Raw genomic sequence first — 23923 nt, 5'->3', positions numbered from 1 at the left:
GAGGGGGCTGGCGCCCGCCCGCAACGTCGCTTCAGGCCGCCAACCCCCTCCACCACCTTCGGCGGTCCCCCTCCCCGCAAGCGGGGAGGACCTTTACGGCCGCAACCGGTCGTTAGCAGCCGTTCGCTTCGCGCTATCGTCGCAAACAAAAAGGGCGGCCCGAAAGCCGCCCTTTTCGTTTTTCTGTCCGACCGATCAGTCCTGATGCGGCTGGATGTTCACTGCCGCGAACTTGCCGCGGTCGTCGACTTCGATGTCGAATGCGACGCGGTCGCCTTCGTCGAGGCCCGTCATGCCGGCGCGCTGCACCGCGCTGATGTGGACAAAGGCATCGGCCTGTCCGTCGTCGCGCGCGATAAAGCCGAAGCCCTTCGTCGTGTTGAAGAATTTGACGGTGCCCGAGGTGCGTTCACCGGTCAGTTGACGACGGCCGCGGGCGCCGCCCGGAGCTGCGCCGCCGGGGCGTTCGCCGCGGTCGTCGCGGCGCGGGCCGCTGTCTTCGATCGGCATCGGTTCGCCTTCGATCTTCAGATCGATGGCCGAAACCTTGCCGTTGCGCTCGACGAGGGTGAAGGCCATCGGCTGGCCCGAAGCGAGACCCTGAAGCCCCGCTTGTTCGACCGCGCTGATGTGCACGAACACGTCTTCGCCGCCATCGTCGCGTGCGACGAAGCCGAAACCCTTGGCCGCGTTGAAGAATTTCACCGTGCCATTGCCTTCGCCGACGACCTGCGCCGGCATGCCGCCGCCACGTCCGCCGCCGAAACCGCCGCCGCCACCACGATCGCCGCCGCCGAAGCCGCCGCCACCGCTGCGGTCGCCACCGCCGAAGCCGCCACGATCACCGCCGCCGAAGCCGCCGCGATCGCCGAAGCCGCCACCGCGATTGCCGCCGCCGTAGCTGTCGCCGCCATAGGGTGCAGGTTCGAAGCTGTCGAAATTGCCGAAATCATCGCGCTTGCCGCGCCCCCGCTGGCCGCGGCGATCCTTGTTGAAACTCATTGTCTAATAGTCGCTTTCGGTTCGTCCATACCCCATTCGACGGCGTCTTGCGCCGGACGGGGACGCAGTTCACCACGGGCACAGACTCGCCCCGTGCCTCTAACGGCGTAATATATAGCCTAAATGAACGCCATCTGCGAACGGAAAATTCAGGCCAGTAATCAGAATAAAGCACGCTTTGCCGCAGCCCCGCGGCGGGCGGCCCATGCGCACGAAAACCAGTCATTGAGCGGCACGGCCGCTTGGCCTAAGGCGGGCTGCATGACTGTCTATTTCCACGAAGAAGATCTGCCCGAGAGCGTGCTGGGTTCGGGCGCGGTCGCGATCGATACCGAGACTATGGGCCTGAACCCGCAGCGCGACCGGCTGTGCCTTGTCCAGATCAGCGACGGATCGGGCGACGAGCATCTCGTCCGCTTCAAACCCGGCAGCGCCTATGACGCGCCGGTCCTGAAGGCGATATTGACCGATCCCAACCGGTTGAAACTGTTCCATTTTGCGCGCTTTGACATTGCGGCATTGCAGCAGGCGCTCGGCGTCGTGACGGCGCCCGTCTATTGCACCAAGATCGCCTCGAAACTGATCCGCACCTATACCGACCGCCATGGGCTGAAGGAACTGGTGCGCGAATTGCTGGGTCAGGAAGTGTCGAAACAGCAGCAATCGAGCGACTGGGGCGCCGCCGAGCTGTCCGACGCGCAGCGCGAATATGCCGCGAGCGACGTGCGTTTCCTGCACGCGATGAAGGAAATTCTCGACGTGCGGCTGGCGCGCGAAGGGCGCACTGGCCTCGCGCAGTCCTGCTTCGATTTTCTGCCGACGCGCGCCGCGCTCGACCTGGCCGGCTGGCCCGAGGTCGACATTTTCGCGCACATGTGATGACCGCGATTCGCCAAAGGGGCTGATGGATGTCCGAACGCGCCGATCTTGACCGCACGATGCGCCGCATGTGGGCGGCGAGCGGGTCGAACCACGACCGCGTCGTGCGCATCCTGCGTTACGGCCTGCCGCTCGTCATCGGCGTCGTCGCGGCGGTGCTGGTCTTTTCGCCCTTCACCCAGCGCGCCGAGATCAGTTTCCTGCTCTCCAAGGACAAGGTCGAGATGGCCAAGGAGCGGATGAAGGTGACGCGCGCCGAATATCGCGGCCAGGACGCGAAGGGGCAGCCGTTCGCGCTGCTCGCGGGCAGCGCGGTCCAGAAAAGCTCGGCCGAGCCGATCGTGCGAATGACCGACCTGTCGGGGGCGATTCGCCTGAACGACGGCCCGGCGACGATCGTCGCGAAGGACAGCGCCTATAATATGGACACCGAAAAAGTGGCGGTGCCGGGGCTGGTGCAGGTCAAGAGCGCCAATGGCTATCGCATCGACGCGAGCAATGTCGCGGTCGATCTCAAAACGCGCAGCCTCGCCGGGCAGGGCGGCGTCAACGGAAGTTTGAACATCGGCCAGTTTTCGGCCAACCAGCTGTCCGCCGATCTCGACCGGCGGGTCGTTCGCCTGCAGGGCAACGCGCGGCTGCGGATCAATCAGGGAGTGCTCAAATGAACCGCGTATCGCCGATGAAGAGTGTGGCGCTTGCGGGCGTCGGCTTTGCACTCGCCAGCCTTGCCTTGCTGTCGTCGGGTAGCGGCGGCGATACAGCCGCGGCGCAGGCGCTCGCCAATCACAACAGTGGCGCCCCGGTCGATTTCGCCGCGGGCAGCATCGAGGTGCAGGACCGCGCCGACCGCGTCGTTCTCGAAGGGAATGTCCGCGTCACGCAGGCCGGGCTGACCGTCACCGCGCCGCGGATGACCGTCGCTTACACGCGGAGCGGCGGCACCGACGTCAACCGGCTCGACGCGACCGGCGGCGTGACGGTGGTGAAGGGCGACGAGACGGCGAAGGGCAATGTCGCCATTTACGACCTCGACCGGCGGTTGATCACGATGGTCGGCAATGTCGAACTCCGCCAGCGCGGCAACAACCTGCGCGGCGGGCGGCTTGTCATCGACCTCAACAGCGGGCGCGCAACGGTCGACGGGCGCGGCGCGGCGCGCGGCCCCGACGGCAATCCGGTGCAGGGCGGCACGGGCGGGCGCGTTACCGGCACCTTCACCGTACCGGAAAGAAAGCAGTAACCAACGCCTTTAACCGGGCTGCAACCACGCGCCTTCACCAAGGGTGCGGGACCAGATCATCAGCGGAGCCGGGGGGCGACGCCGCATAGCCTGAAAGCAGCCCCCATGCGCTTTTCCCCCATCGTCCCGCCCCGGCGTCCGCTGTTCGGCCGCCGCCAGGAACCCCCTGTGGCGGTCGTTCCGATCCCGACATCCGAAGAACGACGGCTGATCGACCGCATCATCCGTCACGCGGGCTATCGCGCGTCGCGGTAAGCGTTGTTCGCGCGGCGCATCGCCCCTACATGGGGCGCGCATGCCGCCTGACACCTCCACTTCCGCCGACGCTTCGCGCGAGCCGCCCGTCCTTGCGACGCTGCGGCGTTTCCTGCCCTATCTGTGGCCGGCGGGGCAGACCGAGGCCAAGGTCCGCATTGTCCTTGCGGGCCTCATCGTGCTCGCGTCGAAGGGCGTGCAGTTGTCGATGGGTTTCCTCTATGGCGCCGCGATCGACAAGATGGCGCCGGGGATGGAGGAGGGCGTCGCGCTCGCGATCGGGCTGGTGCTCGCTTACGCCGGCGCGCGCTTTGCCGGGGTCCTGTTCGATAATCTGCGCAACGTCGTGTTCGAACGTGTCGGGCAGGATGCGACGCGCGAGCTGGCGATTACGACCTTCAGCCACCTCCACGCGCTGAGCCTGCGCTTTCACCTCGCACGAAGGACGGGCGAGGTCACCAAGGTGATCGAGCGCGGCACGAAAAGCATCGACACGATGCTCTATTTCCTGCTGTTCAACATCGCGCCGACGATCATCGAGCTGATCGCGGTGCTGATCATTTTCTGGACCAAATTCAGCTTCGGGCTGGCCAGCGCCACCGCGCTGATGGTCGTCGTCTATATCATCTTCACGCGCAAGGTGACCGACTGGCGCAACGCGCTGCGCACGCGGATGAACGACCTCGACACGCTGACCATCGGGCGCAGCGTCGACAGCTTGCTCAATTACGAAACAGTCAAATATTTCGGCGCCGAGGCGCGCGAGGAAGCGCGCTACCGCGACGTCGCCGACCAATATGCGCGCGCTGCGGTAAAAAGTGAGAACAGCCTTGCCTGGCTCAACATGGGGCAGAGCCTGATCACCAATTTCGCGCTCGCGGGGGCGATGGCGTACACGGTGTGGGGCTGGGCGCAGGGCGAGTATAAGGTCGGCGACGTCGTGCTGGTGAACACCTTGCTCGCACAGCTCTTCCGCCCGCTCGACATGCTCGGCATGGTTTACCGGGTGATCCGCCAGGGGTTGATCGACATGGAAGCGATGTTCCGCCTGATCGACACCCCGTCCGAGATCAGCGATTCGGCGGATGCGTGGCCGCTCGTCGTGAACGGCGGCGCGGTGGCGTTCGAGAATGTCGTCTTCGGTTATGAGCCCGATCGCACGATCCTGAACGGCGTCAGCTTCGCGGTCGGCGCGGGCGAGACGCTGGCGATCGTCGGGCCGTCGGGCGCGGGCAAGTCGACGATCGCGCGATTGCTGTTCCGCTTCTACGACCCACAGGGTGGGCGCGTGCTGATCGACGAGCAGGATATTGCCAAGGTCACGCAAAAGAGCCTGCGCGCCGAGATCGGGATCGTGCCGCAGGACACGGTGCTGTTCAACGACAGCATCGGATACAACATCGCCTATGGCCGCGAAGGCGCAAGCGTGGGCGAAATCGCCGCGGCGGCCGAAGGCGCGGCGATCGACGGCTTCATCGGCATATTGCCGCAGGGCTATGATACCGAGGTCGGCGAGCGCGGGCTGAAACTGTCGGGCGGTGAGAAGCAGCGCGTCGCCATCGCGCGCACCCTGCTCAAGAACCCGCCGGTGCTGATCCTCGACGAAGCGACGAGCGCGCTCGACAGCCGTACCGAGGCGGCGATCCAGGACACGCTCGAACGCATCGCGGCGCGGCGGACGACGCTGGTGATCGCGCACCGGCTATCGACGGTGACCGGGGCGGACCGGATCGTCGTGCTGGATAAAGGGCGCATCGCCGAGACGGGGACGCACGATCAGTTGCTGCGGATGCGCGGGTTGTACGCCGATATGTGGGCGCGGCAGCAGGCGGAGAAGGAGGAGGGGACGGTTTGAATTGACACATCATATCTGATGTGCTATAAATGGCGAATGGGCGCAGAATCAATTGTAGGTAACGACCGCCAAGCGCATGAAATTGCTTCGAAGATTGAGAAAATTTCAGAAGCGCTATCGTCCGAGCAGATATTCAAGTCACTTGTAGAGGGGCTGCCGACTGAGGTCGTCGAGGCGGTCCGCAAATCGTTGGACTGCGAACGATTTGAACTGATCGAGGTTCTGGCGGCTTATCAAGCCGCCAAAACGGGAAGCTTTGATGCATTGCGCGCGAAGGTCGGCGATGACCCGGGCGCTCAATTAATTGTAGCTCGGGTAACGAGAGGCTGGTCCCAAAAGGAACTGGCGAGAAGGCTTTTTATCCCGGAGCAGCAGGTGCAGCGTTACGAGGCAGAACGCTATCGTAGCATCAGCCTGAGTAGCTTAATCCGCGTGGCGCGAACGTTAGGAGTGCGGCTGACTGCAAACATTGGTGATGCGATCCCGGAATCTTGGCTTCCCTCCTATGAGATGTCTTCCAGCGAAGCGCAGAAAGTCCTTAAACATGCTCGCGACAATGGCTGGATCGACAAGGTCGGCCAGTCCGATGAAGGAATTTTGAAAGAGCTAAAGCGAACTGTTGCGGAGCATGTGGGAGAATTTGGAACGCCGTCCCTGCTTCGGACGGGGCTCAATGTGCGCGACTACTCGAGCGATTGGTTGCTGCTTGCCTGGAAGGCGCACGTGACAAGTCGTGCCAGAAAAATATTTCAAAGACAAAAAGTTAAGTACCGTCCGCTGGACCTCATTTGGCTGATGGATCTCGTGAGATTAAGCGTGCTTGATGATGGTCCCGTCCGCGCAATCGAAATGCTTGAGAACCATGGAATTATTGTGGTTATAGAGCCGCATGTGTCAGGTATGCAGCTCGATGGTGCGGCTTTTCTTATGGAGGAAACGCCTGTTATAGGAATAACTCTTCTTAGAAACTCCATCGATAACTTCTGGTTCACTCTTCTTCACGAAGTGGCGCATGTAATTCTTCACTACCGAACTGGTCTTGCATCCGGATTTTTCGACGATGTAGACAATCCCGATCTTGACGAGCTGGAAGAGGAAGCCGACGATTTTGCAATCAATCTCCTAATTCCTCATGCGCTCTGGAACAGATCACCTGCAAGGATCGCAAAAGATCACGAGCCGGTCGAGAGGCTAGCAAGGCAATTGAACATCGCGCCTGCCATCATATACGGCAGAATCCGGATGGAACGAAAAAACTACAAGATCTTCTCCGACAGAATAGGTCAAGGAAAAGTAAAGAAGCTGTTTTTGGACAATTTCCTCGAGGTGACCGATGAATGAAGTGATCAAGCCACTTTATGGACCTGCGCTGCGGATGAAGCAGGGTGAATTGGACGGAGTTAGTTCGCTCTCCCAGGATGTCGCGAACTGTGTTCTACCGAGGTTTATTGTGCCTCCGAGGAATGAGAGAGACGAGCGGCAGTTGGTGCTGCTTGAATCGGAAGCGATTCCGGATATCTCGCGAACCCTGTCGGTTAGTTGGTCTGACCGTCCGGCCTTAATCGACCCGACCTATATTTTTGATGAGTATGGCCGAGGCTCTGCTGCCTGTTGGCTTCCCGCCATGTTTGAACGGGCGTTGGAGGCTGGCACGCAGCCGATTCTCGCAGTGTTGTTGGACGACATCGGCACATTGGAAGCAGGGGCCATTCGCAGATCCCTTGCCGATCAGGCAGTTAAACTCGCGATTCGTGTCCCGTCCGGTGAAATGGTGGGACCAGAGTTTTCGGAAGCTTTGGATTCAGCGCTATCGCTTATTGGACTGGCCCCTGAAGACTGCGCCGTCATTGCTGATTTTGGTGGTGCCGAATTTTCGGAGCCGTCGAAAGTGGCGCCGATCATTGGAGGCGCGCTCGAAGATCTCCAAGATTTTGGCAAATGGGGATTGGTGATCTTTCAAGGAACCAACTACCCTGAAACTAATCCCGCTGGCCATGATTCATGCGAAACTTGGCCTCGGAATGAGTGGGAGGCATGGCGCCAAGCTGTGAAGTTTGATCCGACGACTGCTGAGCACATGATCTTTGGAGACTATGCGGCCGACTGCTCCAAAATGTCTTTTGGTAAGTCCGGCGCACAAGCGATCCGTCACCTTCGATACACAACGAGTTCCAACTGGTTGATCCAGCGCGCACCAGAGAAAGGGTGTGATCTCGAGAGGATGCAGAAGGTCTGTAGGCAGATAGTAGATAGCGGTCACTTCGCTGGGTCAGGATTTTCGTCGGCAGATCGACGCATTCACCGACTGGCGAACGGGATGGGAGGCTCAGGTATTGCAACCAACTGGCGCCAGTGGAATACGACCCACCACATTACGCAGGTGGTCAGTGACATCGCTAAGATTCGAGGAATCCCTATTGCGGTCGGTCCGACCGAAGCTGTGACAGCACAGCTTGAACTGTTATAGCGAGGCCAGCGTTTTGCGTCAGGGTATGGGTTAATCTTATTCATTCGCGACGATCCCGTAGAGTGACTTGACCCCGCGCGCTCCCGCCCTTTAGGCATGGATCATGCCGCATGACACCAGCCTGATCGGAACCATCGTCGCCGGTCTGGGCGTGGCGTTCCTGATGGGCGCGCTGGCGCACCGGTTGAGGATTTCGCCGATCGCGGGCTATCTGCTCGCGGGGGTGATGGTCGGGCCGTTCACCCCGGGCTTTGTCGCCGACACCGGGCTCGCGCTCCAGCTTGCCGAGATCGGCGTGATCCTGCTGATGTTCGGGGTCGGCCTGCATTTTTCGCTCAAAGACCTGCTGTCGGTGCGCAAGATCGCGGTGCCGGGGGCGATCGCGCAGATCGCGGTCGCGACTGCACTCGGCATGATGCTCGGGCTGTGGCTCGGCTGGTCGGTCGAGGGCAGCGCGGTGTTCGGGCTGGCGCTGTCGGTCGCCTCGACCGTCGTGCTGCTGCGCGCGCTTCAGGCACGCGACATGGTCGAGACCGAAAAGGGTCGGATCGCGGTCGGCTGGCTGATCGTCGAGGACCTGGTGATGGTGCTCGCGCTCGTCCTGCTGCCCGCGATGTTCGGGTCGCGCGGCGATGAGGGCGGTAGCGCGGGGCTGCTGCAATCGGCGGCGATCGTGTTGCTCAAGGTGGTCGGTTTCGGCGCTTTCATGTTCGTGATCGCGCGACGCGTATTGCCGTGGGTGCTCCACTGGGTCGCGCACTCGGGATCGCGCGAACTGTTCCGTCTCGCGGTGCTCGCGATCGCGCTGGGCGTGGCATTCGGCGCGGCGGTGATTTTCGATGTGAGCTTTGCGCTCGGCGCTTTCTTTGCCGGCATGATCCTTGGCGAGACGCAATTGTCGCGGCGGGCGGCCGAAGAAACGCTGCCGCTGCGCGATGCGTTCGCGGTGCTGTTCTTCGTGTCCGTCGGCATGCTCTTCGATCCCAAGGTGCTGGTCGAGCAGCCGGGGCCGGTGCTGGCGACGGTCGCGATCATCGTTCTCGGCAAGTCGGTCGCCGCCTATGCGCTTGTCCGCGCCTTCGGCCATAATTCGGGGACCGCGCTGACGGTATCGGTCAGCCTGGCGCAGATCGGCGAATTTTCGTTCATCCTTGCCGGGCTGGGCGTGGGCCTGAAAGTGCTGCCCGAGACGGGGCGCGACCTGATCCTCGCGGGGTCTTTGCTGTCGATCCTGTTCAACCCGATCCTCTTTTCGCTCGCGGTAAAGCGCATGCGCACCGACGAGCCCGAAGCGGTCGAGGCAGAGGGCGAGGATGCGCCCGCGCCATGCAACGCCGGGGTCGTACTGATCGGGTACGGCCGCGTCGGCAGCCATATCGGCAGCCTGATCTGCGGGCGCGGCGAGGGGCTGACGGTGATCGAGGACCAGAAGGATATGGCCGCATCAGCGCGCGAGGCGGGGGCGACGGTGATCGTCGGCGACGCGACCAAGGAAAGCATTTTGCGCCAGGCGGGGCTCGACACGGCATCGACCCTGCTCATCGCGATCCCCGAGGGCGTCGAGGCGGGCGCGATCGTGCGGCGGGCACGGGCGATCAATCCCAAGCTGGTGATCGTTGCGCGCACGCATTCGGACGAGGAAGTCGCCGATCTGGTGCGTCGCGGCGCCGATCATGTCGTGATGGCCGAGCGCGTGACCGCGTCGCGGATGGCCGAGCGGGCGATGCTGACGCTGGCATAATGATGGGATCGGAGGAGTCCAGGGCTTCCCTCTCCTCCTCATCCGCCCTATCGCCCACCCACAATGTCCGCCGACGCTCTCCTCCCGCTGCTCAAATCCACTTTCGGTTTCGATCATTTCCGTGGTCGTCAGAGCGAGGTCGTCGACCGTGTGATGGCGGGCGAGCGCACGCTCGCGGTAATGCCGACCGGGGCGGGCAAGTCGTTGACCTATCAGCTGCCCGCGGTCGCGCTGAACGGCTGCGTCGTCGTGGTGTCGCCGCTGATCGCGTTGATGCACGACCAGCTGCGCGGTGCGCGCGCGGCGGGGATTCGCGCGGCCTCGCTGACCAGCGTCGATGCCGACTGGGCCGAGACGCGGCAGGCGTATCGCGACGGCCAGCTGGACCTGCTCTATGTGGCGCCCGAGCGCGCGACGGGTGAGGGGTTCCGCTCCTTGCTCGAGGCGCAGACGCCGGCGCTGTTCGCGATCGACGAGGCGCATTGCGTTTCGGAATGGGGGCATGATTTCCGCCCCGACTACCGTCTGCTGCGGCCGCTGCTCGATGCCTTTCCCGAGGTGCCGCGGCTCGCGCTGACGGCGACCGCCGACAAGCACACGCGCGAGGATATTCTCGTCCAGCTCGGGATTCCGGGCGATGGGTTGATCCTTGCGGGCTTCGACCGGCCGAACATCCGTTATGCGGTCCGCCCGCGGATCAGCCCGGCCAAGCAGCTCGTCGATTTCATCGCCGCCAATCCGGGGCCGGGGATCGTCTACGCCCCGACGCGGAACGGCACCGAACGGCTCGCCGAGCAGATCGCGGCGGCGACGGGCCGCAGCGTCGCGGCCTATCATGCCGGGCTCGACCCCGAGCGGCGCGCGCGCGTCCAGCATGATTTCGTCGCGTCGGAGGACGGCATCGTCACCGCGACGGTCGCCTTCGGCATGGGTATCGACAAGCCCGATGTGCGCTTCGTCGCACACGCGGGCCTGCCGAAATCGATCGAAAGCTATTATCAGGAAACGGGGCGCGCGGGGCGCGACGGCGATCCCGCCGAGGCGATGATGCTGTGGGGTGCCGACGATTTCGCACGCGCGCGAATGCGGCTTTCGGAGCTGCCCGAGGCGCGGGTGGCGGGCGAGCGGGTGCGGCTCAATGCACTTGCGGCGCTGGTCGAGACGGTCGAGTGCCGCCGCGCACTGTTGCTGCGGCATTTCGGAGAGAACCCACCCGAGCGCTGCGGCAATTGCGACAATTGCCTCGAGCCCGGACGCCAAGTCGATGCGACCGTGCTTGCGCAGAAGCTTCTCTCGGCGGTCTATCGCACCGGGCAGAGCTTTGGCGCGGGGCATATCGAGGCGGTGCTGTGCGGGCGCAGCGACGAGCGGATCGCGAGCCGCGGGCATGACAAATTATCGGTGTTCGGGATCGTCGCGGGCGAGGAGGCGCGGCTGATCAAGCCGCTGGTGCGCAGCCTGATGGCGCGCGAGGCGCTCGACACGACCGAGCATGGCGGGCTGATGCTCGGCCCCGCGGCGCGCGCGATGATGAAGGGCGAGACCGCGGTGCTGATGGCCGAACCGCCGGTGAAGCGGACGCAGCGCGAGGGTGGGCGGACGAGCCGCGCCGATCGCGCAGCGGCGAACCCGGTCGGCGATCCGCTGTTCGATGCGCTGCGTGCGATGCGGCGCGAGCTCGCCGCCGAGGCCGGCGTCCCGCCCTATGTGATCTTCCACGATGCGGTGCTGCGTACGATGGCGAGCCAGCGGCCCGCGACGCGGTCCGCGCTGGCGGACATCCCGGGTGTCGGGGGCAAGAAGCTCGAGGCGTGGGGCGACGCGTTCCTGAATGTGATCCGGCAATTTTGAGCCGCTGAACCGCCCGAAGGGCGACTGCGACCGGTCGATTCCGAAACCGGCTAGCCGAATTTCGAACCCGCAGCGACCGGCCGCGCGATCTCCTGCATCCGCTGTCCATCGGCGCTCTCCCCTCCATGGCGCCGACCGACACAGGAGCATGAGCCATGAAAAAAGAGATCATATTGTCGATGCTTGCCGCCTTGGCGTTGTCGTCGGCCGCGCTGGCTGCCGAACCCGCGCAGCCGCTGCGCATCGGCCTCGCGGGAATCGATCTTGGGACACCGCGCGGGATGGAAGCCGCACAGCGGCGGATCGATCGCGCCGTCGCCGGTTTCTGCCGCAACGATGTCGAACATCTGAGGCACAAGGCGCGCCGCGCCGCGCGCCAGTGCCGCGAAACGGCACGCGCCGACGCGCTGGCGCAACTCGACGACCGGCGCTTGCGGCAGCTGGCGGCGCGCTGACCGGTCCGGTGGCGTCGGTGGACGCGATGATCGCTCCAGTGGCGCCGCCGCCGGTCCTGCGGTAGCAGGCGGCGATGGCGGTACTCGACATAATCGATCCGATGATTCGCGGGGGCGCCATCGCGCTGTTCCTGCTGTGGATCGCGATCCTGTGGCGCGACCATCGCAGAGGGGTCGCGGCGCGCGTCGCAATCGCGATGAATTTCGCGATCATCGCCTATCTGCTGACCGGGCTGTTCGGTCCCAAGGGGACGCTGGGCTTTCCTTTCCAGATCTTCGACGTGCTGTCGGTGATGGTTCCGGCGCTGTTCTGGCTGTTCGCGCGGCTGTGGTTCGACGACCGCCAGTCGATCGGCTGGCGCAGTTGGGTGCCGGTGCTGGGCTTCGCGGTGCTGCCGCTGGTCCAGTTCGCGCTGCTCGCGGCCTTCGGCATGTTCAGCCAGGCGATCTGGGTGCTCGTACGCATCGGCATGTTCGCGTTCGCGCTGGCGGGGATGTGGATTGCGTGGCGCGGGCGGCCCAACGATCTGGTCGAGGCGCGGCGCGGGTTCCGGCTGGGGCTGATCTGCGCGATCGGCGGGTTCATCCTGCTCGTGACCTTTGTCGAGATGTTCCATAACCGCGAGAGCGGCCACGAGATTTGGCGCGCGGTGACGCTGGCGGCGATCTTTGCCGCGACCTTCATCGTGTCGGTCGGCCTCTATCGGTTCCGTTCGGCCGAGATGTTCGCCGAGCCCGGCGCGGCGCCGGCGCCCAAGGCGGCGCCCTCCGCGCCGTCGCCGCTCGCGCTGCGGCTGCACGCGGTGATGGCCGACGAACGTGCCTATCGCGCCGAGGGGTTTTCGATCACGGCGCTTTCCGCACGGCTGGGCGAGGCCGAGTATCGCGTGCGGCGCGCGATCAATGGCGAGATGGGGCATCGCAACTTTACCGCTTTCCTGAACGGCTTCCGCCTCGACGAGATACGCGCGGCGCTTGCCGACCCGGCACAGCGCGAGGTGCCGATCCTCACGATCGCACTCGATGCGGGTTTCGGGTCGCTCGGACCCTTCAACCGCGCGTTTCGCGATGCCGAAGGACGGACACCGAGCGAGTACCGGACGGCCAAACTCGCCGATTCCGGAATCGGCTAGCCGATTTTCGACATCGCAGCGAACGCGCGGCAGGAAACGGCTTGAACGTGGCATCGACTTTCGAAGGACGACTGCATGATCCAGAGCATTCCTCCCCTCGCCATCTTGCTCGAAAAAGGGCCCGCGATGTTCGCCTTCGACTTCGGTCGCTATCTGGTCGCCGCGAGCGTGACGAGCGCGGTCGTCTGGGGGCTGCGCCGGTCGAGCCTTGCGGCGCGCAAGATTCAGGCGCGCGAGGCGACCAACGCCGACAAACGCCGCGAATTTCTCCAGTCGCTGCAGACCGTGGGCGCTTATCTGTTTGTCGGGCTGTTCATCGTCTGGGGCGTCGACAGCGGCGTTTTGCATCGCTTTCAGGGAAGCTATGGCGTGCTCGGCGACCTGACCTTGCTCGCCGCGATCGTCGTCGCGCACGATGCCTATTTCTATTGGGTGCACCGCGCGATGCATCACCCGAAACTGTTCAAGACCTTTCACCGCGCGCATCACCGGTCGGTGACGCCGACGCCGTGGGCGGCGTACAGCTTTGCGATTCCAGAGGCGGTCGTGATGATCCTGTTCGTGCCGATCTGGCTGTTCTTCGTCGCGACGCCGGTGTGGGTGATGTTCCTGTGGATCAATTTCCAGATCATCCGCAACGCGATGGGCCATGCCGGGTTCGAACTGCACCCGCGCTGGTGGCTGTCGACCCTGCTGACGCGCTGGATCAACACGACGACGCATCATGATTTGCATCACAGCGGGGGCTTCAACCGCAACTATGGCCTCTATTTCACCTGGTGGGACAAGATGATGGGGACCGAGCATCCGCACTATGCCGAGCGGTTCCACGCCGTCGTGTCGCGGCCGCCGGTGCGCGAGGCGACGGCGGACGAGCGGGCTGCGACCGTCTGACGCCAGCCGCTTTCACGCTTGTCAGCAAGTGGGCGGCGGGAGTAGATCGGCGGCATGAGCGATTTTCGAACCCTGTCCGCCGACTATAGCGTCGCCCCGCAGATCAGCATCGAGGATGTGGCCGAGGCGAAAGCCGCGGGTTTCGCGATGCTGATCAACAACCGTCCCGATGGCGAGGAGCCCGAGGCCCCGCAGGGCGGCGAAATCGCGCACGCCGCGGCGGCCGAGGGGCTCGCCTATGCGGCGATCCCGATCGGCCATTCGGGTTTCAGCCACGCACAGATCGACGCGCTCGACACATTGCTGGGAGATGCGACGGGGCCGATCCTCGCTTATTGCCGTTCGGGCACGCGCTCGACGCATCTGTGGGCGCTGGCGCGCGCGCGCGCCGGCGACGATGTCGACGGGATCGTCGAGGCGGCCGCGAATGCGGGTTATGACCTCAGCGGGCTGCGGCCGATGCTGGACGCGCTCGCGGGGGAAAAATGAATCAGGCCGAGTTGATCCAGCTCGGCGGATCGCTGCTCGCGGTTTTCTTTGTCGCCTGGCTGGTCGGGAAGATGGGGCTGGGTTCCGATCCGCGCATCGCCGACGCCGATCACGCGATCCGCCTTGCCGAAGAGGCCGAGGCGGGGTTTCGCGGGATCGAGGTCGCGCGCGACCGCGCGGGCTTCGCCGCGATCGTGCGCAATGCCGAGGGGCGGATGATGCTGGTGCGCGCGCACGGCAATTTCTTTGCGGCGCGGCCGGTCGACGCCAGCGTGATCGGGCGGCTCGACAAGGATTTCCTGACACTGACGACGCCGGAGAAGACATTCGGCGCGGTGACGCTGCAATTGGGGAAGGATGCGGGGATGTGGGCCAGCCGGATGCGCGAGTTCAGCCGTGGATAAGCTGCCCGATCCGGTCACCTATGCCGTTCCCGCCTTTATCCTGCTGCTGATCGCCGAAATGATCATTTCGCTGCGGCGCGACAAGAGCCGATACGAAGCGCGCGATACGCTGACCTCGCTGATGCTCGGCACGGGCAGCCAGGTTGCGGGGGCCTTCGTCGGCGCCGCGGTGATCGCCGCGTCGGTGTTTGTGTACCAGTTCCGCCTGTTCGACATCGGGATCGCGTTCAAAAGCTGGTGGTGGGCGTGGATCCTCTGCTTCTTCCTCGACGATCTCGCTTATTACGCCTTTCACCGCAGCGCGCACCGCGTCCGCTGGTTCTGGGCGAGCCATGTCATCCACCACAGTTCGCAGCATTATAATCTGTCGACCGCGCTGCGGCAGACATGGACGGGCTTTTTCAGCCTGACCTTCCTGTTCCGCCTGCCCTTGTTCCTGATCGGCTTTCCGCCCGCGATGGTGTTCTTCTGCGCGGGGCTGAACCTGATCTACCAGTTCTGGATCCATACCGAGGCGATCAAGCGGCTGCCCAGATGGTTCGAGGCGGCGATGAACACCCCGTCGCACCACCGCGTCCATCATGGCGTGAACCCGCGCTATCTCGACGCCAATTATGCGGGCGTGTTCATCATCTGGGACAAGATGTTCGGCAGCTTCGTTGCCGAACGCGACGACGAGCCGGTGCGCTATGGTATCGTCAAGCAGCTCGGCAGCTTCAACATCCTCTGGGCCGCGGTGCATGAATGGGTCGGGATCGCGAAGGATGTGTGGGCCGCGCCGTGGAAGCACAAGCTCGATTATATGTGGCGCGAGCCCGGCTGGAGCCACGACGGCAGCCGGGCGACCAGCGCGATGATCAAGGAACGATGGGCGGCGGGGCGGCCGGCGGAAGAAGCGGCGGAATAGCTCCCAGCTCCGTCATTGCGAGGAGCGAAGCGACGCGGCAATCCAGAGCGTGCGTAAACCGCTCTGGATTGCTTCGCTTCGCTCGCAATGACGATATTCTAACCCTTGCCTCGCCCCCTAATGACATTCATGTAAGCACCCGGGCGACCGCCAGCAGGCGGCGTAAGGGAGAGTCGCAAGCATGGATCAGTTCGACATCATCGTCATCGGCGGGGGCAGTGCCGGGAGCGCGGCGGCGGGGCGGCTGGCCGAGGATGGCAAGCGCACCGTCTGTCTGGTCGAGGCGGGCGGGCGCAATGACACGGTTCGGGTCAAGACGCCGGGCTTCATGCCCTTCATCCCCAAATCGTCGAACTATCGCTATGAGACGGTGCCGCAGGCGGGACTGAATGGCCGCACCGGGTATCAGCCGCGCGGACGCGGGCTCGGCGGGTCGAGCGCGATCAACGCGATGGTCTATATCCGCGGCCACGCCTTCGATTACGACCAGTGGGCGTCGCTCGGCGCGACGGGGTGGAGCTATGCCGACGTGCTGCCTTTCTTCAAGCGCAGCGAGGGCAATGAGCGCGGCGGCGACGAGTTTCACGGGAGCGCCGGGCCGCTCAACGTCATGGACCAGCGCTGGCCCAATGTGACGAGCCGGCGCTTCATCGAGAGCGCGGCGTCGCTGCAATTGCCGCGCACCGCCGATTTCAACGGGGCGCAACAGGAAGGCTTCGGGCTGTATCAGGTGACGCAGAAGGGCGGCGAGCGCTGGTCGGCGGCGCGCGCCTATGTCGAGCCGCTGCGCGAGCATGGCAATTTCGCGGTGCGCACCGGCGCGCTGGTCGAGAAGATCGTTGTCGAGGACGGGCGCGCAACAGGGGTGGTGATCCGGCGGGGTTCAAAACGCGAGACGCTCCGCGCGCGGGGCGGCGTCGTGCTGTCGGCGGGCGCTTTCAACAGTCCGCAAATCCTGATGCTGTCGGGGATCGGGCCGGGCGCGCATCTGAAGGACAAGGGGATCGATGTGACCCTCGACCGTGGCGGGGTCGGCGACAATCTGCAGGACCATATCGACTATGTGTCGAGCTGGGAGACGCGCTCGACCGAGCCGTTCGGTGATAGCTTCGGCGGCACCTTGCGGATGGTGAAGGCGATCTTCGAGCACCGGACGAAACGCAGCGGGATCATGACGACCTGTTTTGCCGAGGCGGGCGGCTTCTGGAAATCGCGGCCCGATCTGCCCGCGCCCGACATCCAATATCATTTCGTGCCCGCGATGCTCGAGGATCATGGGCGGACGAAGGTGAAGGGGCACGGCTTTTCCTGCCACGCCTGCGTGCTGCGGCCCGAGAGCCGGGGAACGGTACGGCTTGCCGCATCCGATGCCGCCGCGGCACCCGCGATCGACCCGGGCTTTCTGACCGACGAGCGCGACATGGCGACCTTGCGTGCCGGGGTGCGGACGATGCATCGGATCGCGGCGGCGCCACCGCTATCGGATTACGCCGGGGTCGACCGGCATCCGGTGAATCTCGATGACGATGCGGCGCTCGACGCGCTGATCCGCAGCCGCGCCGACACCGTCTATCACCCTGTCGGCACATGCCGGATGGGGAATGACGCCGATGCGGTGGTCGACCCGATGCTCAAGCTGAACGGTCTCGACGGGCTGTGGGTGGCCGATGCGAGCATCATGCCGCGGCTGGTGTCGGGTAACACCAACGCGCCGAGCATCATGATCGGCGAGAGGGTGGCCGATTTCGTCAAGGCGGCTTTAAAATAGACAGGCGTCATTGCGAGGAGCGAAGCGACGCGGAAATCCAGAGTGTGCGTAAGCCGCTCTGGATTGCTTCGCTACGCTCGCAATGACGCAATGTTATATGCAGGCGGCGGCCAATAACTGGCCGTTTTTCGTTAGATCATAACGGCTGGCCGGCGGGCGCATGTCCAGCACAGCCCGCGTCACCAGCCCGTGCTTGCCGAGCGCGGTCAGCCCCTGCGACAGCGCGCGCGGGGTGGCGGGGATCAGCAGGCGCGAGAGCGCGTTGAAGCGGTCGTGGCCCGCGCCGATCCCCGCGACGAGTGGAAGTCCCCAACGCGTCGCGGCACCGGGAGGCAGGCCGATTTCCGTCTGCGCCTCGCTGATCGTCGCGGCGCGTGCGGCGGCCGCCTTGCCCGTTTCGGTCAGGATATATTCGGGGCGGAGCGGGTGGCCGTGGCCCGGGTTGCGCTGCACCCAGCCGATTGCCGTGGCCGCCTCGAGCGTGCGCGCACAGCTGTCGCGCGACAGCATCAACCGGTGGATCAGCTCGACGAACCGCGCTCCGTTGTGCGCAGCAAGATCGGCGAGCAGCGGCACGAGCCAGCGATGGCTACCGAGCTGCACAAGCAGCGGATCGGAGGTGGTTGACCGCATTTGCAACTAACTATACAAACCAGACTATAAGGGCAAGCGATATGGGACGCGCGATTCTCGTCTTCGCCGGTCGCTTTGCAAAAAGGGAGGAATGTATGGCGCTTCAGATCGGATCCGAGCTCACCTGTTCGATGGGGGTCAAGGATATGACCGCGTCGATCGCCTGGTACGAGCGGGTGATGCATTGCACGCTGCTCTACCGCGCCGACGAGATCGGCTGGTGCGAGCTCAAAACGCCGATGGCGGGGGTGAATATCGGGCTCAGCCAGGTCGAGGCGGTCGTACAGGGCGGCGGCGCGACCAATGTGTTCGAGGTCGCCGACATCGAGGAGGCAAAGGCGCATCTCGATGCCGAGGGTGTGCGGCAGGACGGCGATATTCAGCATATTCCGGGGCTGGTGAAGCTCATCACCTTCTACGATCCCGACGGCAACGCCTTCATGTTCTCGCAGTCCGAGATCGCCGCATGACACCGCTCGGGTGGGCGGCGATAGCGCTCGTCGCGCCGGCTGCGCCCGCCGCGGAAGCGCCGTCGCTCGCCGCCTGGCATGGGAGCTGGGCCGGTGAGGGCGAGGCGTTCGGCAAGCCCGCGACCGCGACGCTCGACATCGCGCCGGGCGAGGGCGGGGCGACGACGCTCATCTATCGTCTGAGCATCGCGGGAACGCCGCGCGTCGCCTATTCGGCCGAGGCCCGTTATGTGTTCGATACGAAGGGGCGCGTGCGCGGAAAATGGACCGACAGCACTGGCCGCACGCGCGCGGTCGCGGGCGGGGTGAATGCGGCGAAATGGTGGGCGCATTGGGGCAGCGCCGATGTCGAGATCGGCCGGTCGACCTATGTCCTTGAAGCGGAGGGAAAACTCGTCGTCAGCGATTCGATTCTGCAGGACGACGGCAGCTGGCGCGCCTTCGCCATGCTGCGCTACACGCGCACAAATCGCTGAAAACTAACGATTTTAGTCGGCATCTGTGTTGCGCACAAAAAAAGAGGGCCGGGACTTGCGTCCCGGCCCAGCCTTTCAGGCTCTCCCCTCCTGAAACTGTTGACGCAATGAATGCCATATTAATGTCATGTTGGGAAGGCTAAAATTGCGGCAATGCTGCGCAAATTTTGTGCAACATTTCAGAGTGTAAAAATGGGCCGGAACGCGTGTGCGCCCGGCCCATTTCTCCCCCTCAGAAGCCCTTGCGAACCGTCACGCCGAAAGTGCGCGGCTGGTTCGTCGCAAAGCCGAGGCGCGCGCGCCCGCCGCGTTCACGGTCGAAGGCGAGCAGCGCATTCTCGTCGAGCAGATTGTTCACATAGACCGAGATTTCGAGCTCGTCGGGAAACTCGATTCCCGCGCCGAGGTTGACCAGCTGATAGTCGGGCAGCTTGAGGTCGAGCGTCGTCGCCGAGCCGACCGGCGCACCGCCGAAGGTGAAGCCGTGGACGAAGGTCCGCGGATTGTTTTCCTGGTCGCCCGGCTGGGTGAAGCGGCTGCCGACATGCTGGAAGGATGCGGTGACGAAGGCGTTGGTGTCCGACGACGGATCGATCGGGAAGCTGTAGGTCGCGTTCGCCGACATCTGGAATTTCGGCACCGAAGGCAGGCGGTTGCCGTTGCGGATGCCCTCGATCACCGTGCCGTTCGGGCGAGTCAGCGTCGAATCGAATTCGGCCTCGACATAACTGCCCGACAGGCCGAGATCGAGCCCGGTGAAGGGGCTGGCCGACAATTCGAATTCGAGCCCCATCGTATGCGCGTCGGCGTTGAACACGATACGCGACGAGCAACTGCCGGCATCGGCGGTGACCTGCAGATTGTTGATCTTGGTATAGAAGCCGGCGGCGTTGAAGGTGATGCCGCCGAACTGCGCCTTGACCCCGCCCTCGTAATTCCAGAGCGTCTCGTCGTCGTAGCGGGGTCGGCCCCCGAAGGTCGCGGCGTCGGGGCCGCCCGGGTTGCCGTTGTCGCACAGCGGCAGGTTGAGCGGATCGTTGACCCCGCCGAGGCGGAAGCCCTTCGACGCCTGTGCGTTGAGCGTGATGCCGTCGGCGACATCGTAACTGAGCAGCAGGCGCGGCGAGAAGCCGGTCGACGAGGTCTTGTCGCGGGCATTGTCACCGTTCGGGAACAGGCCGCCCGACACGAAACGGCGGCTTTCGTCGAAGGCATAATATCGCCCGCCGAGCGTCGCGGTGAAGGCTTCGGTAATATCGTAGCTGATCTCGCCGAAGATCGCGATCTGCGACAGATCATAAGGAATGTCGGCGTTGTACGGTGAATCGGGCCCGAAGCCGTTGGCGAGGTCGGATGATTCGAGCGGCACGCCGGGCGAGCGGCACACCGGGTTGACGGGCCGCGAACAGAGGCCCGCGAGGAAGCCGTCGTCAAATTGGTCATAGCCGGGCGTCGGTAGGCGCTGGGTGTAGTCGCGTTTGACGTTGGCGTAATAGCCACCGACGAGCCACTGGAATGGCCCGTTTCCGGCCGAGTTTAGACGAATTTCCTGCGTGAATTGCTTGACGCCGGTGGTGTCGACAAGGTTTGCCGGGAGCAATATGCCCGCGTCGACGAAGCCGAGGTCGGACGACACGCTGCCCGTCAGCGAACTCGCATCGCGGCTGACGAGGATGTCGCGGTCGGTATAGGTCGTCACCGAGGTCACGCCGATGACGTCGCCGTCATAGCTCATCGTGAGGTCGAAAAGCTTGACCTCGTCCTCGAACGCCTCGTCGAGCAGCAGATATTGCTGGCGTTCCTCGAAAGTTACCTGCGGCCGCGTCGTCGTGAACTGGTTGGCGTAGAGGTTATAGACCTCCTGCCGGTTGAAGCCGTCGGTCTTAACCTTCTGATAGACGAAGCGCGGGGTGATCGACAGGTTCTCGGCGGGTTGCCAGAGCAGTGAGAAGCGCCCGCCATAGCGTTCGCCGCTGTTGACGTCCTCGCTTGTCCCGCCACCTTCGCGCAGCGCATTGATGAAGCCAGCGTAGCGCGTGTAATAGCCGACCGCGCGCATTGCGAGATTGGGGCTCAAGGGCAGGTTGATCGCGCCCTTCAAATGGCCGCCGAAATCGTCGCCGTCGACGAGGTTTACATTGCCTTCGACCTTGCCCTCGATGCGGTCGAGATTGGGCTGATTGGTGATGTAGCGGAGCGTGCCGCCGACCGATCCCGAACCGAACAGCGTGCCCTGCGGCCCGCGCAGCGTTTCGACGCGGTTGAGGTCGAACAGGTCGAGGTCGGGGGTGAACAGCGACAGCGAAACGACCGATTCGTCGAGATAGACGCCGACTTGTTCCTTCACGCCGGGCTGGTCGCGCGCGATCTGACCCGCCGAGACGCCGCGCACCGACACCTGGCTTTGGCCGGGCCCGAGGTTCTGGACCGTCAGGCCCGCGACATTGCGCGAAAGATCCTCGACCGTGCTGGCGTTGGCGCGCTCGATCGCCCGTTCGGTCTGCGCGTTGATCGAGAAGGGAACGTCCTGAAGGCTCGAGTCGCGCTTGGTTGCGGTGACGATAATCTCGTTGCCGTCGTAGCTGTTGTCGGGTGCGTCCTGTGCTGTGGCGGGGGTTGCGATCGCCAGTGCGAACAGCGACAGGCCCCCGAGCATCGTCGAGCGTGCAAGCATCCTTATTCTCCTCCTGAAAGCCAGCTCTTTGACTGGTCCGACAGAGGAGTGCGCAGACGGCGTTAAGGTTGCATGAAACGGGGTGGGCGAAAATTTATCAGGGACGTTGTTGCATCCCGGCCACAGTCACGAGCGCCCGAAAAGAGGAGATCGGGAGACCGGCCCCAGACCCACGGCCGTTCCGGCCAAAAAAATGGCCGGGGGCAAGCCCCGGCCAGTGGTTCGCAGGAGGAACCTCGGTAGGATCCCGCCGCCGCCGTTTGAAAGGAGAGAGACGTGCGGCAGCGGGTATCCTGTCTCGTCAATAATTATAGGCGCGCTCTCCATGTTCGCCGAGGTCGAGGCCTTCGCGTTCGACCTCTTCGCTGACCCGCAGGCCGGTGAGCGCTTTGGCGACATAGATGGCGATCGCGGTCCCGATGCTGGCCCAGATGATCGTCGTGACGACCGCCATGACCTGCGTCGTGAGCTGGGCGCCAAGGGCATAATCGTCGCCCGCCGGGCCGCCGATGGCGACCAGCATCGTGAAGGCGGTGCCGATCGCGCCGACCATGCCGCCGATGCCGTGGATGCCGAAGGCGTCGAGCGCATCGTCATAGCCGAGCTTGGCCTTGAGCTTGGTCACCGCAAAGAAGCAGATGACCGAAGCGACCGCGCCGAGCAGGATCGCGCCGAACGGGCCCGAGTTGCCCGCCGCCGGGGTGATGGCGACGAGGCCCGCGATGACACCCGAGCAGAAACCGAGGGCCGAGGGCTTGTGACCGCTGACGCGTTCGGCGAGCATCCAGAAGAGGGCGGCGGCGGCGGTGGCGACGAAAGTGTTGATCATCGCGAGACCCGCCGAACCATTGGCTTCGAGCGCCGAACCGGCGTTGAAGCCGAACCAGCCCACCCACAGCAGGCCGGTGCCGATCATCGTCATGGTCAGCGAGTGCGGAGCCATGATTTCCTTCTGATAGCCGATGCGCTTGCCGAGGATCAGCGCCGCGACCAGCGCCGAGACGCCGGCGTTGATGTGGACCACGGTGCCGCCAGCGAAGTCGAGCGCGGCCGGCGTGTCGGTGCCGAACATGCCGCCTTCGAAGAACAGGCCGCCGCCCGCCCACACCATATGCGCGATCGGGAAATAGACGATGGTCAGCCAGATCGCGCCGAACACCATCACCGCCGAAAATTTCATCCGCTCGACCACCGATCCGAGGACCAGCGCGAGGGTGATGGCGGCGAAGGTCATCTGGAACGAGATGAACACATATTCGCTGATCACTTCGTCGGTGAAGGTTGCCGCGGTCGAATCGGCGGTGACGCCGGCGAGGAACCATTTGCCCCAACTGATATAGGCATTGCCCTCGGGCCCGAAGGCGAGGCCATAGCCGTACATCACCCAGATCAGCATCGCGAGACAGGCGGCGGCGCCGACCTGGGTCATCGTTGAAAGCATGTTCTTGGTGCGCGTCAGGCCGCCATAGAAGAGCGCGAGGCCCGGCAGGATCATCAGCAAGACCATGATGGTGGCGGTCATCATCCAGGCATTATTGCCCGGGTTGGCGACCGCGGGCGCGGCTTCCGCCGCCGGTGCAGCGGCGACATCCTGCGCCCAAGCGGGCAAAGCGGCGAAAAGCGAGAGGCCGACGGCCCCGGCGCCCGCCGCAAATTTGTTTGCGAACGTCATGTTTTCCCCCTTCGTCATTACAGTGCCGCCTCGCCGGTCTCGCCGGTGCGGATGCGCACCGCCTGACCGACGTCGAGAACGAAAATCTTGCCGTCGCCGATCGAACCGGTGCCGGCCGTGTGCTGCAGCGTTTCGACGACCCGTGGTGCAAGCGCGTCGTCGCAGACGAGCTCGATCTTCACCTTCGGCACCATGTTGGTGGCATATTCGGCGCCGCGGTAGATTTCGGTCTGCCCCTTTTGCCGCCCGAAGCCCTTGACCTCGGTCACGGTCATGCCGGCGATGCCCAGACCGGTGAGCGCCTCGCGCACCTCGTCGAGCTTGAATGGTTTGATGATGGCCAAGATCAGCTTCATGACGCCCCCTTTTTGCTAATGGCACCATGTTGCACTGCAATGGGCGTGCCAGATTGCGCGGGGTGCGCGAAAGTTAACATTTTGTGACAGCGCGCAGCGGGTTTCGCGATGCAATCGTTCGTTCGATGGGCAGATAAGGCAGGGGTTTGCCTAAATTTTGGGCATTAATTCTTTTCCCTCTCCTTCAGCGGAGGGCAGCGAGACTTACGAACTTGTTCGTTAGTCGCAGCGGGTGGGGGCCATCGGCCTTGCTCAAGGTCGATAGCCCCCACCCCAACCCCTCCCCTGAAGGGGAGGGG

23 protein-coding genes are annotated in these 23923 nt (G+C 64.1%); 18 read left to right on the top strand and 5 right to left on the bottom strand.

Features of this window, described 5'->3' with window-relative positions; genetic code table 11:
- Nucleotides 1–195: 195 nt before the first annotated feature.
- Nucleotides 196–1002: a cold-shock protein gene (locus tag ACREBX_RS05015; RefSeq protein WP_431560658.1), complete on the bottom strand. Its 807-nt coding sequence runs from the start codon at nt 1000–1002 to the stop codon at nt 196–198.
- 261 nt (nt 1003–1263) lie between these two features.
- Between ACREBX_RS05015 and ACREBX_RS05010 the strand changes: the two genes are divergently transcribed.
- From ACREBX_RS05010 to ACREBX_RS04935, 16 genes are all read left to right on the top strand, one after another.
- Nucleotides 1264–1881 carry a ribonuclease D gene (locus ACREBX_RS05010; RefSeq protein ID WP_431560657.1) on the top strand — a complete coding sequence of 206 codons (618 nt, stop codon included), beginning with the start codon at nt 1264–1266 and terminating at the stop codon, nt 1879–1881.
- A 29-nt stretch (nt 1882–1910) separates the two neighbouring features.
- The gene (lptC, locus tag ACREBX_RS05005; RefSeq protein WP_431560656.1) at nt 1911–2549 is read left to right on the top strand and encodes an LPS export ABC transporter periplasmic protein LptC; all 639 of its coding nucleotides are present in this window, start codon (nt 1911–1913) and stop codon (nt 2547–2549) included.
- Entirely contained in the window at nt 2546–3124 is a 579-nt protein-coding gene (locus tag ACREBX_RS05000; protein ID WP_431560655.1) for an LptA/OstA family protein, read from the top strand. The genes lptC and ACREBX_RS05000 overlap by 4 nt, the downstream gene beginning before the upstream one ends.
- A 105-nt stretch (nt 3125–3229) precedes the next feature.
- On the top strand, nt 3230–3379 hold the full coding sequence (locus tag ACREBX_RS04995) for a hypothetical protein (protein WP_431560654.1): 150 nt from the start codon (nt 3230–3232) through the stop codon (nt 3377–3379).
- A gap of 40 nt (nt 3380–3419) precedes the next feature.
- Nucleotides 3420–5234, top strand: a complete 1815-nt coding sequence (locus tag ACREBX_RS04990) for an ABCB family ABC transporter ATP-binding protein/permease (RefSeq protein ID WP_431560653.1) — start codon at nt 3420–3422, stop codon at nt 5232–5234.
- 36 nt (nt 5235–5270) lie between these two features.
- Nucleotides 5271–6575, top strand: coding sequence for an ImmA/IrrE family metallo-endopeptidase (locus ACREBX_RS04985; protein ID WP_431560652.1), 1305 nt, complete (start codon nt 5271–5273; stop codon nt 6573–6575).
- A complete protein-coding gene (locus ACREBX_RS04980) occupies nt 6568–7701 on the top strand; it encodes a beta family protein (protein WP_431560651.1) in 1134 nt (377 codons plus the stop codon). Before ACREBX_RS04985 ends, ACREBX_RS04980 begins: the two co-directional genes overlap by 8 nt.
- Nucleotides 7702–7804: 103 nt before the next feature.
- Nucleotides 7805–9442 (top strand): YbaL family putative K(+) efflux transporter, encoded by a 1638-nt coding sequence (gene ybaL / locus ACREBX_RS04975; RefSeq protein WP_431560650.1) that lies wholly within the window; start codon nt 7805–7807, stop codon nt 9440–9442.
- Nucleotides 9443–9505: 63 nt separating this feature from the next.
- On the top strand, nt 9506–11293 hold the full coding sequence (recQ, locus tag ACREBX_RS04970; RefSeq protein ID WP_431560649.1) for a DNA helicase RecQ: 1788 nt from the start codon (nt 9506–9508) through the stop codon (nt 11291–11293).
- A gap of 155 nt (nt 11294–11448) precedes the next feature.
- Entirely contained in the window at nt 11449–11748 is a 300-nt protein-coding gene (locus ACREBX_RS04965) for a UrcA family protein (RefSeq protein WP_431560648.1), read from the top strand.
- Between the two features lie 74 nt (nt 11749–11822).
- Entirely contained in the window at nt 11823–12881 is a 1059-nt protein-coding gene (locus ACREBX_RS04960; RefSeq protein WP_431560647.1) for a helix-turn-helix domain-containing protein, read from the top strand.
- Between the two features lie 75 nt (nt 12882–12956).
- The gene (locus ACREBX_RS04955; protein ID WP_431560646.1) at nt 12957–13775 is read left to right on the top strand and encodes a sterol desaturase family protein; all 819 of its coding nucleotides are present in this window, start codon (nt 12957–12959) and stop codon (nt 13773–13775) included.
- Between the two features lie 54 nt (nt 13776–13829).
- Nucleotides 13830–14264 (top strand): TIGR01244 family sulfur transferase, encoded by a 435-nt coding sequence (locus ACREBX_RS04950; RefSeq protein WP_431560645.1) that lies wholly within the window; start codon nt 13830–13832, stop codon nt 14262–14264.
- Nucleotides 14261–14668: a hypothetical protein gene (locus tag ACREBX_RS04945; RefSeq protein WP_431560644.1), complete on the top strand. Its 408-nt coding sequence runs from the start codon at nt 14261–14263 to the stop codon at nt 14666–14668. The genes ACREBX_RS04950 and ACREBX_RS04945 overlap by 4 nt, the downstream gene beginning before the upstream one ends.
- On the top strand, nt 14661–15575 hold the full coding sequence (locus ACREBX_RS04940) for a sterol desaturase family protein (protein ID WP_431560643.1): 915 nt from the start codon (nt 14661–14663) through the stop codon (nt 15573–15575). Before ACREBX_RS04945 ends, ACREBX_RS04940 begins: the two co-directional genes overlap by 8 nt.
- A gap of 181 nt (nt 15576–15756) precedes the next feature.
- On the top strand, nt 15757–17343 hold the full coding sequence (locus ACREBX_RS04935; RefSeq protein WP_431560642.1) for a GMC family oxidoreductase: 1587 nt from the start codon (nt 15757–15759) through the stop codon (nt 17341–17343).
- 93 nt (nt 17344–17436) lie between these two features.
- Here ACREBX_RS04935 and ACREBX_RS04930 read toward each other — a convergent pair whose 3' ends face one another.
- The gene (locus tag ACREBX_RS04930) at nt 17437–17976 is read right to left on the bottom strand and encodes a winged helix-turn-helix transcriptional regulator (RefSeq protein WP_431560641.1); all 540 of its coding nucleotides are present in this window, start codon (nt 17974–17976) and stop codon (nt 17437–17439) included.
- Between the two features lie 95 nt (nt 17977–18071).
- Here ACREBX_RS04930 and ACREBX_RS04925 point away from each other — a divergent pair, with 95 nt between their 5' ends.
- Nucleotides 18072–18446, top strand: coding sequence for a VOC family protein (locus ACREBX_RS04925; RefSeq protein ID WP_431560640.1), 375 nt, complete (start codon nt 18072–18074; stop codon nt 18444–18446).
- Nucleotides 18443–18922 (top strand): hypothetical protein, encoded by a 480-nt coding sequence (locus tag ACREBX_RS04920; protein WP_431560639.1) that lies wholly within the window; start codon nt 18443–18445, stop codon nt 18920–18922. Before ACREBX_RS04925 ends, ACREBX_RS04920 begins: the two co-directional genes overlap by 4 nt.
- Before the next feature lie 232 nt (nt 18923–19154).
- On the opposite strand, the gene ACREBX_RS04915 is transcribed toward ACREBX_RS04920, so the two are convergent.
- The 3 genes from ACREBX_RS04915 to ACREBX_RS04905 form a co-directional block, all read right to left on the bottom strand.
- Nucleotides 19155–21596 (bottom strand): TonB-dependent receptor, encoded by a 2442-nt coding sequence (locus ACREBX_RS04915; protein WP_431560638.1) that lies wholly within the window; start codon nt 21594–21596, stop codon nt 19155–19157.
- A gap of 301 nt (nt 21597–21897) precedes the next feature.
- A complete protein-coding gene (locus ACREBX_RS04910; RefSeq protein WP_431560637.1) occupies nt 21898–23268 on the bottom strand; it encodes an ammonium transporter in 1371 nt (456 codons plus the stop codon).
- A 17-nt stretch (nt 23269–23285) separates the two neighbouring features.
- Entirely contained in the window at nt 23286–23624 is a 339-nt protein-coding gene (locus ACREBX_RS04905) for a P-II family nitrogen regulator (protein WP_056367782.1), read from the bottom strand.
- Nucleotides 23625–23923 lie beyond the last annotated feature (299 nt).

The organism is Sphingopyxis sp. (genome assembly GCF_050725655.1).
Classification (GTDB): Bacteria; Pseudomonadota; Alphaproteobacteria; order Sphingomonadales; family Sphingomonadaceae; genus Sphingopyxis.
The sequence above is the reverse complement of the archived record's forward strand: the minus strand, read 5'-3'. Positions and strand labels throughout refer to the sequence as shown.